Origin of the sequence: Myxococcus qinghaiensis (assembly GCF_024198215.1) — a bacterium.
In the GTDB taxonomy this organism is placed as follows: domain Bacteria; phylum Myxococcota; class Myxococcia; order Myxococcales; family Myxococcaceae; genus Myxococcus; species Myxococcus qinghaiensis.
Genome location: NZ_JAKCFA010000025.1, coordinates 1 through 15,528, shown reverse-complemented (window position 1 = coordinate 15,528; position 15,528 = coordinate 1). Strand labels below are relative to the sequence as shown.

13 protein-coding genes are annotated in these 15,528 nt (G+C 68.2%); 7 read left to right on the top strand and 6 right to left on the bottom strand.

The genetic code is table 11. From position 1 onward, the window contains the following. Nucleotides 1-95 precede the first annotated feature (95 nt). Nucleotides 96-1,154, top strand: a complete 1,059-nt coding sequence (locus LZ199_RS36120) for a hypothetical protein (RefSeq protein ID WP_253998333.1) — start codon at nt 96-98, stop codon at nt 1,152-1,154. 9 nt (nt 1,155-1,163) lie between these two features. Here LZ199_RS36120 and LZ199_RS36115 read toward each other — a convergent pair whose 3' ends face one another. Together LZ199_RS36115 and LZ199_RS36110 are read right to left on the bottom strand one after the other, a co-directional pair. Continuing rightward, on the bottom strand, nt 1,164-5,867 hold the full coding sequence (locus LZ199_RS36115; RefSeq protein ID WP_253998332.1) for a translocation/assembly module TamB domain-containing protein: 4,704 nt from the start codon (nt 5,865-5,867) through the stop codon (nt 1,164-1,166). Beyond that, a complete protein-coding gene (locus tag LZ199_RS36110) occupies nt 5,864-7,993 on the bottom strand; it encodes a BamA/OMP85 family outer membrane protein (RefSeq protein WP_253998331.1) in 2,130 nt (709 codons plus the stop codon). Before LZ199_RS36110 ends, LZ199_RS36115 begins: the two co-directional genes overlap by 4 nt. Nucleotides 7,994-8,156: 163 nt before the next feature. On the opposite strand from LZ199_RS36110, the gene LZ199_RS36105 reads away from it, so the two are divergent. After that, on the top strand, nt 8,157-8,468 hold the full coding sequence (locus LZ199_RS36105) for a hypothetical protein (protein WP_253998330.1): 312 nt from the start codon (nt 8,157-8,159) through the stop codon (nt 8,466-8,468). A gap of 69 nt (nt 8,469-8,537) precedes the next feature. On the opposite strand, the gene LZ199_RS36100 is transcribed toward LZ199_RS36105, so the two are convergent. Beyond that, the gene (locus LZ199_RS36100) at nt 8,538-10,088 is read right to left on the bottom strand and encodes a 4-alpha-glucanotransferase (RefSeq protein WP_253998329.1); all 1,551 of its coding nucleotides are present in this window, start codon (nt 10,086-10,088) and stop codon (nt 8,538-8,540) included. 139 nt (nt 10,089-10,227) lie between these two features. Between LZ199_RS36100 and LZ199_RS36095 the strand changes: the two genes are divergently transcribed. The 5 genes from LZ199_RS36095 to mscL all read left to right on the top strand — a co-directional run bounded on the left by LZ199_RS36095 (nt 10,228) and on the right by mscL (nt 13,386). Continuing rightward, a complete protein-coding gene (locus LZ199_RS36095) occupies nt 10,228-10,815 on the top strand; it encodes a DNA-3-methyladenine glycosylase (RefSeq protein WP_253998328.1) in 588 nt (195 codons plus the stop codon). A gap of 35 nt (nt 10,816-10,850) precedes the next feature. After that, on the top strand, nt 10,851-11,465 hold the full coding sequence (locus LZ199_RS36090) for an RNA polymerase sigma factor (RefSeq protein WP_253998327.1): 615 nt from the start codon (nt 10,851-10,853) through the stop codon (nt 11,463-11,465). 69 nt (nt 11,466-11,534) lie between these two features. Beyond that, entirely contained in the window at nt 11,535-11,774 is a 240-nt protein-coding gene (locus LZ199_RS36085; RefSeq protein WP_141640579.1) for an anti-sigma factor family protein, read from the top strand. Further along, nucleotides 11,771-12,850, top strand: a complete 1,080-nt coding sequence (locus tag LZ199_RS36080) for a radical SAM protein (RefSeq protein ID WP_253998326.1) — start codon at nt 11,771-11,773, stop codon at nt 12,848-12,850. The genes LZ199_RS36085 and LZ199_RS36080 overlap by 4 nt, the downstream gene beginning before the upstream one ends. A gap of 128 nt (nt 12,851-12,978) precedes the next feature. Continuing rightward, nucleotides 12,979-13,386 (top strand): large conductance mechanosensitive channel protein MscL, encoded by a 408-nt coding sequence (mscL, locus tag LZ199_RS36075; protein ID WP_253998325.1) that lies wholly within the window; start codon nt 12,979-12,981, stop codon nt 13,384-13,386. A 65-nt stretch (nt 13,387-13,451) separates the two neighbouring features. On the opposite strand, the gene LZ199_RS36070 is transcribed toward mscL, so the two are convergent. The 3 genes from LZ199_RS36070 to LZ199_RS36060 form a co-directional block, all read right to left on the bottom strand. Continuing rightward, complete coding sequence (locus LZ199_RS36070; protein ID WP_253998324.1) at nt 13,452-13,775, bottom strand: hypothetical protein; 324 nt, start codon at nt 13,773-13,775, stop codon at nt 13,452-13,454. A 289-nt stretch (nt 13,776-14,064) separates the two neighbouring features. After that, nucleotides 14,065-14,343, bottom strand: a complete 279-nt coding sequence (locus tag LZ199_RS36065) for a hypothetical protein (RefSeq protein WP_253998323.1) — start codon at nt 14,341-14,343, stop codon at nt 14,065-14,067. Next, nucleotides 14,340-15,353, bottom strand: coding sequence for a cysteine peptidase family C39 domain-containing protein (locus LZ199_RS36060; RefSeq protein WP_253998322.1), 1,014 nt, complete (start codon nt 15,351-15,353; stop codon nt 14,340-14,342). The genes LZ199_RS36065 and LZ199_RS36060 overlap by 4 nt, the downstream gene beginning before the upstream one ends. Nucleotides 15,354-15,528 lie beyond the last annotated feature (175 nt).

Sequence of the window (15,528 nt, the reverse complement as noted above, 5' to 3'; positions counted from 1 at the left end):
CATTCGCGCCGACTACACGTGAGGGGTCCCCCCTGCCGAGCCCGCCGGGTGGCTTGGGTCTCCTCGCGGGCGTGGCACATCCCCTCGAGGCCGTGATGAAGACGCGACTGTGGTGGCTGGTGGTGCCCGCATTGCTGGCGGTTGGCTGTGGTCCCGTCGTCGACGACGAAGAAGGCGAGGTCATCGACGAGCTGACCGGGCAGGTGCTCCAGCGGGCCACGGTGAAGTACGACATGCACCGGCTCCTGGAGGACGCGCAGGTGCTGGGGCACCAGTGGATTACGACCGAGCAGGTGCAGGCGTTCCTGACGCAGCAGGGCTCGTATCTGGCGAACTACCGGGACCCGGCCTTCAGCAACAAGACGGCGGCGGCGCTCATCGTCGAGCGCTCCAAGGCGTTCGGCATCAGCCCGCTGTACATGCTGGCGCGCATCCAGGTGGAGTCGAGCCTGGTGCAGAGCGGCACCTCCACCAACCTGGCCAAGGCCACCGGCTGTGGCTGTCCGGACAGCAGCGGGTGTGACGCGCAATACACGGGCTTCGGCAAGCAGATTGATTGTTCGGCGAAGAAGCTGCGCGGCTACTTCACGGACCTGGACGCGGGGCGGCCCACCATCTCCGGCTGGAAGGTGGGGACGACGAAGGCGACGTTGGACCCGTGCTCGGTGAAGCCGACCAACAAGGCCACCGCGGCGCTGTACACGTACACGCCCTGGGTGGGCGCCTACGCGACGCAGTGTGGCCGCACCACGGTGGGCGGCTCGTCGCTGGTGGCGAGCATCTACCACCGCTACGCGGACGGCGGCTTCAACTGGGACGCGCCGACGACGTCGGGCTGCGTGTCGGAGACGGCGGGCACGACGGTGCCGAACCTGGGCTGCGTGCAGAGCTCGTCGGATGCCGTGTGGCGGCAGTGCGTGTCCGGCGTCTTCACCGCGGGCACCACGACGAAGCCTGGCAACTGCACCCAGTCGTGGCCGTGGTGCTCCTCCGCCACGCTGGGCCGCAGCGTGCCCGCGCGCACGTGCGTCCAGTCCTCGTCGGACCAGCAGTGGAGCCAGTGCGGCGTGGGCGGCGCGTGGGTGAGCTCGCCCATGGCGCCCAACAGCGGCGCGGGCCCCGTGGGCGCGTGCTTCGAGATGTACTGGCTGTAGCGGCCGGCGTCAGTACTCGTTGGTCCAGATGAGGTCCAGGCCACCCGAGCGCGCGTCGCCGTACTGGCCTTCCAGGCTCCAGCGCGGTCCGAACTGGTATTCGAAGCGGACCGCGTTGGAGTTCTCTCCCTGCTGGATGTTGGCGCCCACGCGTCCGGTGTAGCCGACGTAGATTTTGTCGGTGACGTAGGTGCCCACCTCCAGCTTGGTGCCGGCCATGCCCGCGCCGCCGGCCTCAATCGAAAGCACGTCCAGCGGCAGCTTCGCGGCCAGGGCCTTGCGCGCCTCGTTGGCGACGAGCGAGCCGACGACGGAGGCGGCCTGGGCGCTGGCCGTCATCGACGCGCCGGAGCCGCGCTCCAGCGTGCGCCGGCCGGTGGCGAGCAGCGTGTAGATTTCGGACTCCGGCAGCGGCGGCTCGCTGGTGGGCTTCAGGGTGATGTCGCGGCCCTGGCCGCGAATCGTGACGAACACCGTGATGTTGGAGCTGTCGTTGCGGTGCTCCGCGGTGACGTTGATGTACGGGACGGTCGGCGGCCCGGTGAAGCTCACGACGCTGTCGCGCTGCACGTCGAAGCGCCGACCCAGCACGTCCACCCGGCCGCGCAGCACGCGCACCTGACCGAAGAGGCGCGCCACGTCGGTGTATTCGACGCGGAAGTCCTCCGACAGCCCCAGCTCCACGTTGAGGTCGGAGCCCTTCACCCAGATGTTGCGCGGCGCATTCACGTTCACCCAGTACGCGCGCCCGGGGGGCGGCGACTCGTCGTCGCCCGCCTCCAGGTCCTCCTCGGACTGTGGCGCGGGCGGAAGCTCGGTGGTGGGCTGCTGGTTCGGCTCGGGGTCTCCGGGCGAGGGCTGCTGTGTCTGTTTGCGCTTGCGTCGCTCGATGGGCGTGCCGTTGCGCACCAGCACCACGTCCCCGGGGCGCTCCAGGTCCTGGAGGTCCTTGCGCTTCACCTCGGGCAGCTCGATGGTGGCCTCGGGGATGGAGACGTTGCGCAGGTTGACGAGCCGCTCGGAAATCGTGCCCTCCACCTTCGCCTTCATGCTCAGCACGGCCATGAGCTGGTCGTCGAAGACGATGGGGAAGTCGCGAGCCATCAGCGGATAGGGCTTCCCCGCGGGGCTGGTCAGCTCGTACTCGCCATTCTGGGTGCGCGTCGCCGTCAGCGGCGCGTCCAGCCACACCGTGCCGCCGCCGGCCTTGGCGGACAGCGTCTTGATTGCCAGCGCCTCGCGGCTGGCCTCCAGCGCGAGCTGGATTTCGCGGTACTCCCCCAGGCCCATCAGCCCGAGCTTGCCGTCCTTCCACGCCAGCGAGCCCTGGAAGGTGGGCACGGCCGGAGTCCCCGCCAGCTTCGCGTCCGCCTGAATCAACCCGCCGATGCTGCGCAGCATCTCCACCGCGCCGGAGAGGAAGGACGGGTCGAAGTCGCGCGCCTTGAGCGTCACGTCCAGCGGCGCCTTCGAGGTGTTGAGTCCGCGCTGAATCGCGGGCAGGGACACGTCCAGCTCCACGCCGCCTTCCACCAGCAGGGTGCCACCGGCGGGCGCGGTGAGCAGCAGGTCAAAGGCGGAGCGCGCGTTCTGGTAGCCGTAGTGCAGGCGCGCCTGTCCCAGGGCCAGCTCGCCCATGCCCAGCTTCTGCACTCCGGCGGTCAGCTCCATGCGCGGCGTGTCCAGCGTGCCGCGCGCGGCCAGCTCCACGGCCAGCTCGCCCTGGATGCCCTTGGCCGAGGCGCTCGCCTTCTGCTCCGCGGCGCCCGTCGCGCGGGCCTTCGCCACGCCGGGCAGGTGCTGGAGGTCCACCGGGCCCAGGCGGCCCTTGAGCTGGAAGGGGATGTGTCCGTAGACCTCCTGGTCCTGCAGCGCGCCCAGGGGCGCATCCAGCGTCACGTCGAGCTGGGCCAGGGGCCCTTCGTCCCGCTGCACCGCCAGCGTCACCTTCACGTCCTGGTCATCGCCCACCACGCCGAGCTGCCCGTTCACCGGTGGCAGGCCATAAGCGGTGAGGCCCGCGGTCTTCACGCTCAGCCGCGCCTGCGGCACCAGCGCGGAGCCGGAGAGGGAGAGCTGCGCGGACACGGTGCCCGCGGGCTTCTGCAGGCCGCCCACGCCCTCGAACTGGGCCAGGGGCAATTCAGCGATGAGCGCCTCCAGGTCCACCGAGGCCGCGAGGATGTCATCGGCCGTGGGAGGCCGCGCCATCATCCCGCCCAGCGTGAAGGGCGTGTGCAGCACCACGTACGTCTGGGAGGCCAGGCCCGTCACGTCCAGGCGCGCGTCCAGGGTGGCGTCCTCGCGGTCCGACGCCAGGCGCAGCTCCAAATCCAACGGCTGCTTCAGGGCGAAGCCGGGCGGAGGCGCGGTGTAGTTCAGCTTCCGGCCGCGCAGCACGAAGTCCAGCCGGGGCTCGCGCGCGGTGCCGTCGATGCGCAGCTCTCCGGCCACCACGCCGCTCACCGGCTCCGTGCGGCCCAAAAGCTTCATCGCCCCGGCGAGGTCCAGGTCCTCCAGGTCGACCTTGAGGGAGAGCGCGTCCTTGCGGCGCTTCAGCACGCCCTGCACCGGCACGTCGAAGTCCGCGAGGACTTTCGCCACCGGCAGCCCCGCCGCCAGCGTGCCCGTGGCGCGGTCCTTCACGTAGCGCGCGTCCAGCGCGAGCTGGAGGTTCTCGTAGCCCTTCACCGTGCCGTTCTGCCAGCGCAGCTTCGTCTCCGCGTCCGGCCGGGGCAGCTTGCCCTTCGCGGTGACGAAGCCGGACACCGTGCCGCCCAGGCCCAGCGCCTCCGGGACGGCGATGCGCGGCAGCAGCGTGAGGTCCACCGCCTCCAGCTCCACGCGCGCCGTCACCTGCTGGTTGGCGAGCGCGCCGAGCACCGACAGCGACTGCCCGCCCGACGCGAGCTTCAGCGCGGGCTCCACCTTCACGCCGCCACCACCGAAGCCGACATGCGTGGGCGCCTGGAGCTTCCACGTCGCCTCCGGCCACGAGAGCACCAGCGATTGGATTTCCAGGCCCTGGTTGTCTTCATCCACCAGCCCGTTCAGTCCCAGGCCCAGCGTCAAATCGCCCAGGGCCCGGACGCTGACCTCCAGGCGTCGCTCCTGTGTGGTGATGGTGGCGGACACGTCCCGGAAGGAGCGCTCGCCGGAGCGCAGCGAGCCCACCACCAGCGTGGCGTCCGTGGTGAGCGGACGGGTGACGTCCGGCACCTCGGCCTGGAGCGTGAGGTTCCTCACCGAGATGTCTGCATAGGAGAGCGCGGTGAAGTTGCCCTGGACCAGCACCCCCGGCGTGCGCGCGGGGCCCTCCGCGCGGAACTCCAGCGTGCCGCTGCCGGACAGCGGAGGCACGGTGCCAGGGAGCAGCTTCGTCAACGTGTCGGACAGCAGGGCGAGGTTGCCCGCCGTCAGGCTGCCGTCCACGCGAATCGAGTCGAGGGTGCCCTCGCCCTTGGCCTGAAGGGAGGCGCCCGGCACCAGCACCAGCAGGCGCGACAGCGTGTAGTTCCCGTCCTTGGCGCGGGCATGCAGCTCCACGGGCCCCAGCGGCTGACCCCGGAAGCGCGAGGGCGACACCGTCAGGTCCACCTCGCCGTCGAGCGTCTCCACGCTCGTGCCGCCGCCCTTCGCGTCCAGGTTCGCGGAGAGGCTCGTCTTCGGGCCTTCCTTCACCAGCGCGGACAGGTCCACGTCGCGCGCCTTCACGGAGACGCCGGTGGAGCGCATCCGCTCCAGGTCCAGGTCGCCCTTCACGTCCAGCTTCGCGTCCGCGGCCGTCCCCTGGATGTCCGCTCGAGCCAGGTCTCCGTCGATGCCCGCCTTGCCCACCAGGTTCACCGGCACCAGCAGCGGCCACGTGGGCAGAAAGCCGCGCGTCAGCTCCGGCGGCACGGTGAGGCGGCGCACGTCCACGTCCGCCTTCAGCGCGCCAGCGGGCTGGCCCGGCGGGGCCTCGGGAGGAAGCTGCGCGGAGGCGCTCGCGTCGAGCAGCAGGCCCGCGAGGTCCAGGTCCACGTCGGCCTTCAGTGCGCCCTCTTCACCCTCGCCCTTCAGCGACAGCCGCATGGGGCCCTTCGCGGGCAGCGCGAGTGCACCCGTGGCCTCCAGCGTCGCGCCGAAGCCCTGCGTCGCCGCCGCGAAGTGGCCGGACGCCTTCGCGTCGAAGTCCTCCAGGCGCACCTGTCGCTCGCCGCCCTCTTCAAGCTCCTGCTTGAAGTCGACGTAGCCGTCCTCGAGCAGCAGCTCGCTCAGCTCCACGCGCAGCTTGCCGCGAGGGGAGGGCGGCTCTTCGGGCTTGGGCACGCGGGGCGCAATCGCCCGGGAGAGGTTCAGCCCGCGCTCGTCCTGGGCCAGGTAGAGGCGGGGCTGCACCACGCGCGCCTCGGTGAGGTTGACTTGTTGCTGGAGGAGGCCGCCCAGGCGAACGCGCGCCTCGACGCGGGCAATCTCCGCCACCAGCTCGCCCTCCGGGTCATACAGCTTCACGCCGGTGAGGACGGCGCCTGGAGGCGCCAGGTCCAGCCCCTCCACTTCCAGGCGGCCGGAGAACTGCTCGTTGGCCAGCTGGAGGCCCTTGCGGACGAGCCAGCCCTCACCCGGGGAGGACGTCACCCAGACGAGCGCGCCCAGGACGGCGAGCACCACCAGGCCCACCAGGCCGAGCAGGCCCAACAGCAGTCGTCGTGCCCAGCGTCGCCCTTTCAAAACGCCTCTCCAATCGACAGGTGCAGCGCGCACTGACCGTCAGGCGCTCCCGCGAAGGTGGCCCCGCGAGAGGTGGGGCCGTCGGGCTTCCACTTGCTGCCAATGCCGAAGCAGCCTCCGGACGTCGGATAGATGTACCCCGGGGTGGCGACGGGCAATCCCTGGCCCAGATTCAGTCGCCGCGCGATGTCCAGGCGCACCGGCCCCACCACCGTGAGGTAGCGCAAGCCGAAGCCCACGGCCTGGTAGTGGTCGGGACCGAACAACTTGGGCGCCCTGCCCGAGTCGAAGCCCTCCACGCCCACCAGGCCCGTGTCCCAGAAGGCCGCGAGCACGATGCTGGTGGAGATCTGGTAGCGCAGCTCCAAGGACGTCTCGACGAGGCTGTTGCCGCCCACCGGCACCGTCTCCCACTCCTCCGTCTGCGTCGTCTCCGGCACGCCGTCGCCGTCCAGGTCCTCCTGCTTGGCCAGCGCCGCCAGCGGCGACAGGCGCTGGCCATTGAAGCCGCGCATGGAGGTGGCGCCACCGGAGAAGAAGCGCGTGACGATGGAGCTCTGCGAGCCTCCCGCGGGGTTGAGCGTGCCCGCGCGCAGCTTGCCCGCCAGCACCAGGCGCTTGTCCTCGCCGAAGGAGTAGTAGAAGCGCAGGTCCGGCAGCAGGCGGATGTAGTTGAAGTCGCCGAAGAAGATGCTGCCGCCCTTCTGCACGGACAGGCTCAGGAAGTAGCCATCCCGAGGCTCCACCGGGTCATCCCGCCGGTCCCACGAGAAGGCCACCTCCAGGAAGCTCAGCGCCACGTCACACTGGATGGTGTCCGCGCCACAGCCCAGCACGACGGGCGGCACGCGCGAGTCCGCGCTCACCCGGCCCGACAGCCGGTAGATTTGGAGGTTGTAGGAGGGGAACACGGAGAAGCTGCGGTGCGGTTGCCAGATGACACCCGTCTGAAGCCTGCCGCCGTAGAAGTCGTAGGCCTGCTCCAGGCCCTTCTCCAGCGTGAGCGACGTCTGCTGGCGCAAGTCTCGGAAGAGGAAGCGCGGCTGCTCGTACTCGCCCGTGATTTCGAAGACGGGCCCCTGCTTCGACGGCGACAGGACGTGGGGGATGAACGCGTAGCCGGCGCGGCCTCGCAGGGTGACGCGGCGCAGGCCGCCCAGGAAGTTGCGGTTGGTCCACTCCCCCAGCACGCGCGCTTCCTGCCGGGCCGCGTCCACGCCGATACCACCGCCCAGCCGCACCGAGCGGAACGGCGCCTCGCGCACGTCCACGACGACGGGCACCGTGGCGGACTCCCGGTCCGGCGCCCCGCGGTTCACCTTCACCGCGCCGAAGACGCCCATGCGGAACACGCGCGCCTGGGCCTCCGCCAGCGCCGTCTCGCTGTACCAGTCCCCCTTCTTCAGCGCGCCCTGCACCTGCTCGATGATGCGGCGCGGCGGCACCTGGGGGTTGGCGTCCGTGGCGACGAACGTGTTGCCGAAGCGGTAGCGCGGGCCTGGCTTCACGTCGAGCCGCACCTTCGCCTGGCGGGTGTCCACGTCCACCTGCACCTCGCCGGACACCTCGGCTTCCGCGTAGCCCAGCTCGCGCAGCTGCTCCTGCACCCGGGCCTTGGCTTCCTCCCAGGGCGCCTCGCGGAAGATGTCGCCTTTCTTGAGGGGCAGGTCGTCCATCACCCGCTCGTGGTGCTCCTTGCGGTGCTGCTCCGGCAGCGTCTGGAGGCCCTCCACCTGGATTTCGCTGATGTGCGTGGGCTCGCCCTCGCTCACCTGCACCTGCAGCTTCACCTCGTTCTTGCCCTGGGGCTCCACCGCGCTGTCCACCACCTCCGCCTGGTAGAAGCCCTGGGCCTGGTAGTAGCGCTCGATGCGGCGCAGGTCCGCCTGCCACGCGTTGGGGTCGAAGTAGTGGGGGCTGCCGAAGGGCCAGAACGCCCACCACGGAGTCTCCGAGGTGAGGATGCGGTCCTTGATGTCCCCTTTGCTCACGTGTTTCGTGCCCTCGATTTCCAGCTGGGAAACCTTGGGGCCCGGAGGCGGGGTGGACGTGGTGGCGCACGCCGCGACGCTCAGGAGCGAGGCGACAGTGGCGAGGCGGAGGAGTCGGAGCAGGTCAACGGCCACGGACTGTTCATACAAGGAAGGCAAGCGGCTGACGCGTCCTCTGGAGGACGAGCTCATCCCTTTGTCGCATTCCAACGTCTTGTCGCCCGGTCCTGTCGGCTGGTCCTTGCCGGACGGACACGGAGACGTGCAAGCCGCGCCAAGGTGCGCCAGATTGGGGCCCATGCTCCTGTCCCGGCGAATCAGAGTCCTGGTGTTCTGCGTGGTGTCGGCGCTCGCCACCGCCGCCTGCGGCGTGGATGATGACGAGGTGGTGCGCGTGAAGGAGGGCGAGAGCCTGGCCGACGCGGACTACTGCGGCTCCTTCGGCTGCGCGGACTCCTTCGAGTTCTGCGCCGAGGTATTCCTGGAATTCGGCCGCTCGCCGCCCATCTGTGTCACCGAGGACGTCTGCGCGCGGCTGGAGTGCGCCAACGCCAACCGCCGCTGCGCCATCTTCGATGGCTTCCCGGGTCAGGTGAAGTGCATCGACTGACCGCCGTGGGGTAGCGGTGACTCCGTCCGGGAGGGACTTCTCCCGGACGAAGTCAGCGGTGTCTTCGGGTCAGCGGCGGGCGGAGGCGGTGAGCCAGGCCAGCTTCTCGGCCGCGTCCTTCGTCGTGGGGTCCGTCATGAGCGCGCCCACGTCCTGGGAGATGCGGTACGCCCAGTTCGAGTCGCTCATGGAGCCCGGCAGGTTGATGCGGTCCCGGGTGCCGAGCACGTCCTGCCAGGGCAGCACGCACAAGTCGCTGCTGGAGTTGAGCGCCGCGGCGAGCAGGCCCCGGTGCACCTCCGGGGTGAACTCGCGCGTCACCGTCACGCCCTGCAGCTCCGGCCAGGCGCGCGCGGCGGCTTGACGCTCGTCGTCGCGGGCGCCCTCCCACCACTCCGCCATCGTGTCGGTGTCATGGGTGCCCGTCGTGACGAGGGACACGGCGGGGAACTGGTGCGGGTTCCGGTAGACGCTGTCGTCGCGCTCCCAGCGCATCACCCGGTAGCCGGGCAGCTTCAGCTCCGCGAGTATCTGCCGCACGAAGGGGGGAATCACGCCCAGGTCCTCGGCGACGATGCCCGCGCCCTCGGAGAGCAGCTCGAAGTGCTTGCGGCCCTGTCTCTTGTGGCTCTCCTCGTCCGGGGGGATGAAGCGCCCTGTGGGTGTCTTCTCGTCGCGAATCCACTGCCGGAAGTAGCCGACCGCGTGGTCCACCCGGCGCAAGTCGTAGTAGCTGGCCGCCTTCTTCGCGCGGGCGCGCAGCCACGCGTAGTCGTCCTTCTGCATGGCGGCGAAGTCGAAGTAGGGCAGGCCCCAGTCCTGGCCGGTGGCGGAGAAGTCATCCGGCGGCACGCCCAGCCGCGCGTCGCGACGGAGGATGGTGGGGTTGGCCCAGCAGTCCGCGCTGTCCTGGCCGATGATGAAGGGCTCGTCGCCGCAGAGGAGCACGTCCTGCGTCTTCGCCCTGGCGCGCGCCGCGTCCCACTGCTGCTCGGCCACCCACTGGAGCCACGCGTGATAGCGCACCCGGCGCTCCAGCTCCGTCGCCTTGGCGCGCAGCGCCTCGGGCTGGCGCGTGCGCAGGCCCTCCGGCCACTCCCACCACGCGCGGCGCTGCTGCTCCTCGCTGATGGCGGTGAAGAGGGCGTAGGTCTCCAGCCAGTCGGCCTGGGCCTCGCGCCACTGGCGGAAGGCGCGGGCGCGCTCCGTCTGGCGGGTCCAGTGCTGCTCCTCGAAGGTGTCGAAGGCGCGCGCGAAGGCGGCGTCCTTGAGGGGGAAGACCAGGTCGTAGCGGACGCGCGGCGCGGCGCGGGCCTCGGCGAGCTGCTTGCGCTGCTCCTCGGAGAAGGCGCCCTCGCCGCCGGAGGCGATGAACTCCGGCAGGGCGTGCAGGTCGATGAAGAGCGGGTTGAGGCCGAACGCCGACCGGGTGGCGTAGGGGCTGGAGTCACCGGGCGCGGTGGGCAGGAGCGGCAGCAGCATCAAGAGCTTCTGACGCGCGGCCTTCATCCAGGAGAACATCCCATCCAGCGCGCCGAAGTCGCCGATGCCGAAATCCGTCGGGGCGCGGAGAGAGAACAGCGGAAGCAGGAGACCGGAGAGCCGGCCGGGGGTGGACATGGTGCGGCGCAATCTGCACCACACCTGCCCCGGAGTGAACTGGTCCGATACCAGGAATCGCGCGGCGGGTTTTCGCTGGAGGACGGAAGCACCTTCTGCGGCGCACCCATGTGTTGGCCGGTACAATCCCGGGGTGACAGTGACTGTCTTGCCCTCTTCCTTCTATGCGCGGCCGGCCCTGGTGGTCGCCCGGGAGCTTCTGGGAACCCTGCTCGTGGTGGTGGACGCCGCCGGCCAGCGCCGGGTGGGTCGAATCGTCGAGACGGAGGCGTACATCGGGGAGCACGACCTGGCCTGCCATGCGGCCAAGGGGCTCACCCCGCGCACGGAGGTGATGTTCGGCCCCCCCGGGCGGGCGTACATGTACCTCATCTACGGGATGCACCACTGCTTCAACGTCGTCACGGACGCGCCCGGCGTCGCGGCGGCGGTGCTGGTGCGCGCGGTGGAGCCGGTGGAGGGGCTTGAGGCCGGGGTGCGCACGGACGGGCCGGGCAAGCTGTGCAAGGCGCTGGGGCTGACGCTGGGGCACAACCGGCTGGAGCTGAGCTCGCCGGGGCTGCACCTGCTGCCGGGGGTGGAGGTGGCGGAGGCGCGGGTGGAGCGCGGGCCGCGCATCGGCGTGGACTACGCGGGGGCGTGGGCCCACGAGCCCTTCCGGCTCTGGGTCCGGGACAGTCAACACGTCAGCAAGCGGCCTTCGACGAGAGCTCGCAACCGGCCTTGACGAAGGCGCTTCCGGCTGGTTGGGTGCGCCCCGCCATGCCCGACGAGGTCGCCACGGAAGATGATCGCCAGCTCCTCGCCCGCGCGCAGGATGGGGACATGTCCGCCTTCGAGGCCCTGGTGGAGTCACACCAGGACAAGGTGTACGGTCTCGCCCTGCGGATGACCCGCTCGGAGGCGGACGCCGCCGAAATCACCCAGGACACCTTCCTGTCGGCCTACCAACATCTCAAGGATTTCCGCGGGGATGCGGCCTTCGGCTCCTGGGTGCACCGGATAGCGGCCAACCATGCGCTCATGCGCTTGCGCCACCGGCGGGTGACGCAGGCCGCCGAGGTGGAGCTCCAGGGGCCGGAGTTCACTCCCCGGGGTACGCTGGCGGACTACCCGGTGTCGGACTGGAGCCGGGACGCCGAGGAGAAGGCCCTGGACGCCGAGCTGGGGCAGGCCATCCGGCAATCGGCGGACAGGCTGCCTGAGGGGTATCGTGAGGTCTTCCTCTTGAAAGACGTGGACGGCCTCAGTTACGAACAGATTGCAGAGGTGACGGGGGATTCCATTCCCGCCATCAAGAGCCGCCTGCACCGGGCTCGTCTCGCGCTTCGGGAGGCCATTGACGCCTTCTACAACCGGGACAATCGCGGTCCGTGAAACGCAACTGGGGGGCTCCGCATCTTCCGAAGCGAGGACGAGGGCGTGCCGCAGCCAGCCGAGGTTCGGATGTACACCTGTAAAGACTCAATCAACCTCCTGCTGGAATACCTCGAGGGCGAGATGTCGCCCGAGGAGTCGCGCCACCTCCAGGAGCACCTGTCGGGGTGCTCGCCCTGTGAGGAGTTCTTGAACACGTACCGGGCGACGCCCAGTCTGTGCAAGCGCGCGCTGGCGGCGAGGATGCCGAAGGAGGTCAGCTCCAAGCTGACGGAGTTCCTTCGCACCAAAATCAAGTCCGCCTCGTGAACCTGAAGCAACTGTCGCTGCCGGAGCTGGCCGAGGCGCTTGCGCCCTTCTCCCCGTCCCCCACCGCGGTCCGCAAGGTGTTCGCCGCCGTCTTCGCCCACGGGCTTGGCTCGGTGGAGGAAGTCGCCCGTTCGCCCCAGGTGCCCCGGCGGGTGGCGGACCACCTGAAGGCCCACGCCGAGATGCCCAGCCTCCAGGTCGTGGAGCGGCGTCGGGCGGACGACGGCTTCGTGAAGTACCTCTTCGACTCGCCCCTGGGCGGGCGGATTGAGGCCGTCCGGATTCCCATCTTCGATGAGAAGTACGTCGTCTGCGTGTCCAGCCAGGTGGGCTGCGCGCTGGCGTGCGACTTCTGCATGACGGGGAAGTTGGGTTTCAAACGGAACTTGCAGACCTGGGAGATTCTGGACCAGGTGCTTCAGGTGCGGGCGGAGGCGGACCGGCCGGTGCGGGGTGTGGTGTTCATGGGGATGGGGGAGCCGCTGCTCAACTACAAGGAGACGTTGAGGGCCGCGGGAATCCTCTCGAATCCGGCGGGCTTCTCGATTTCGGGGCAGTCCATCACCTTCTCGACGGCGGGGCATGTGCCGGCGATTCGTCGCTACACGAAGGAGGGGCATCCGTACCGGCTGGCCTTCTCGGTGACGAGCGCGATTTCCGAGAAGCGGATGAAGGTGCTTCCGATTGAGAAGACGCATCCGTTGCCGGAGCTGATTGAGGCGATTCGCGAGTACAGCCAGGTGCGGCGCGAGCGGGCGATGATTGCCTATGTGGCGATATCGGGCTTCAACCTGGAGCGGGAGGACGCGGAGGCGTTGAAGGTGGCCTTCGAGGGGATTCCCATCAAGGTGGACCTCATCGACGTGACGGACCCGACGGGGAAGTACCAGCCGCCGTCGGCGGAGGAGCTGAGCGCGTTCCGGGATTACTTGCAGATTCTGAAGGCGCCGGTGGCGCGGCGGTATTCAGGGGGCAAGGAGATTGGGGCGGCGTGCGGCACGTTGGCTGCGACGCAGTACGGGGGCACGGTGATGCCGGTGCCCGTGACGTCCGAGCCGACTTCGCCCACCACGTGACAGTGTGCCCTGTCGGGCGAGCCGAGGGTGCGGGGTGGGGCGGTTAGGGTGCCGTCCGTTTCCGGGGCCCTCCGGCTGGTGCCAAGGCATACGGGGAGCAGGCCATCCGGTGACGGAGGGGTGTACCCATGTCCCTGCTCTCGGAGTTCAAGCAGTTCGCCCTGAAGGGCAATGTCGTGGACCTGGCGGTGGCGGTGGTGATGGGGAACGCGTTCTCCGCCATTGTGGCCGCGGTGGTGGCGGACCTGGTGATGCCAGTGGTCGGCGCGGTGCTGCCGGGAGGTGACTGGCGCAACGCGACGGCGACGTCGCTGAACCTGCGGTGGGGGCACCTGTTGGGCGCGGTGCTCGACTTCCTCATCATCGCGGCGGTGCTGTTCATCGTGGTGGCGAAGGTGGGGCAGGCGTGGGCGAAGCGCGGGAAGAAGGGCGAGCCCGCGCCCGCCACGACGAAGGTGTGTCCGGAGTGCCTGGAGACGATTCCGTTGGAGGCACGGCGGTGCCGGGCGTGCACTTCGGTGCTGGTGACGGTGTGAGGTGATTGCGGGTTCTGCACACCGGATGAGGGCACGGGGGGAATCTCTCCGATGCCGTGGAGGGGCTACTCAGCGGGAGAGACCAAATGCTTGCGCGCGAGAGACTCGGTGCCTTCGTCGACCCCGAGCGCAAGAGCCTTGTTGATGGGCTCGTCGAAGGAGCGTTCATCGGAGCCTTCGATTCGTTCTGCTGGGGATGCTCTTGCCTGCTTGAGCCACAAGACAAGGATGCGGAGTGCAGTGGTCCGCACCTTGACGTCTCCGTGCTCGCAGAGACCAGGTAGCGTGAGTGTAAAATGCGCTCTTCCCCACCCCCGCATCTTCGAGGCCATCAAGAGTGCGTTCCTGAGTTGTCGAGGCGTGCCGCTGCCCCGCTCGATGATGTTCATCAGGAAGTCAAAGGACTCCTGTTTCAGGGCCGTGAACTCGACATGGACGGAAGAGGGGATGAGGGTTCTTGAGCCAGGTTATCGCTTTGCACTCCCCTCAAGTTCTTCTCGTTCATGACTGCCTTGTTTGAAGGGCGCTCCCGGAGCCGATTCTCCAGCTGGCATGCCCTCTATGCCATCCGCCGTGACGCAGATGAGACCTCCCGGTGGGTTGGAGCCACCGGGAGATGGGCGACGCTGCTTTCGATATCCTTTAAAGGGATTAGGCGTGCCTTCTGGCGTCATGACGTTACTTCCGGCCCTCTTGAATGATCCTTTCTTCCAGGTCTTTGTGCCGAATCAATTCCTGGTCAGGGCGTACTTCCACGAGGAAGAAACGAGACCGGACGGCCGTGACGATGCCGAGGTCCTCTTCCGCCAGGGCCTTTTCTGATTCCGTCATGGGCTGAATCTCCATCGTGAAGTGTGGACCAAATTGTTCAAGCAAGACCGCCATCATGGTGTTCTGGTCAACCGTCAAGAACATCTTGATGCTGTGGTAGTGGATTCGAATGTGTGGTGAGGTCATCTGAAAACCAATCCACTCACGATATCGAGAAACTTGGCGAAATTCATCTGTCGAGAAACCCCTCCAGCCGGGTCTCGGAAGAAGACCGTGTTCTTCGAGACCTTGTCAACGATGACGAAGTGGCCTGGTTGAGAGCCAATACGTGCAATGAAGGAACCCCTCGATGCCACTCCCCGGAACTGAAGCTCCGTTGGATACGCCATCATTCCCTGCCAGCCCGGCTGGAACTTGTTGAGGTTGTCCGCCAGATAATCGGGCTTGAGTCCTCGGAACCATCCTGATGTTAAATTGGATTGGTGGGCTTCGATTCCGGCCTCTTTCAGCAGTTGGACACCGGAGGCAGGCCCGCAGGTGTTCTTAGTGAGCTGAGCAACCATGGCTCCAGGCTTGCCTGCGGCCTTGGCGCTTGCCCCCGCAGGCCCCAGATTGATGTTGAGCCGGCGAGGAAGGGAAGTCGATGGAGTGCGCAGTCCCTTTGCCAGTCCTGCGCCACTGCGGCCCATCGAATAGACGGAAAGTCCCGACGAGAGTGTGTAGAAGGCCGTCTTCCCTGCGCCGACGACGCAGCGGCCCGTTTCCCCGTTGCCGCAGGCTGACTTGGTTTCGAGATAGCTCTCACCCGCTGACACGAACGGGATGAACTCGTTGATGGCGAAGCTGGCTGCGGCGAGTTTGCTGACAGGGGCGTACATGTCATACGCCGCCGATGCATTCAGCATGCTGTCGAGTTGCGAGCCAACGAAGGCTTTGCTTGCGTGGCACCCAAGGTGTGGTCCACAGGGGACCATTTCCGAGTTCATGTCGAAGCTCTCGGATGCTTTGGTCAGAAGGGACGTCAGGGCCGACTTAGAGGAGCCAGAACTCTGTCCGATGTCGTTCGTGTGGCGCGCATCGGGCTGGGCCTTCGCGTCGTCGAGGGTCTCGACGCTAGGCACCTTGAGGTCGATGCTGGGCAGATACAGGGAAGGCTCCGCCACATGCAGGTGCCGCTCCCACGCGCCAATCATCATGCTCTGGTTTGACTGTGGTGCCCCCATCCAGCCGCCGTCCCATCTGCTCGTAACCGTTCAGGGGTGGTGTTGAGGCCGTCGTCGCGGTGTGCAACCCGTGGCGGATGCAAACGAAACCCACTGCGACGCTGGAATCGAAGATTGAACGACTGGTCCACGAGCACCTGGTGGAGCA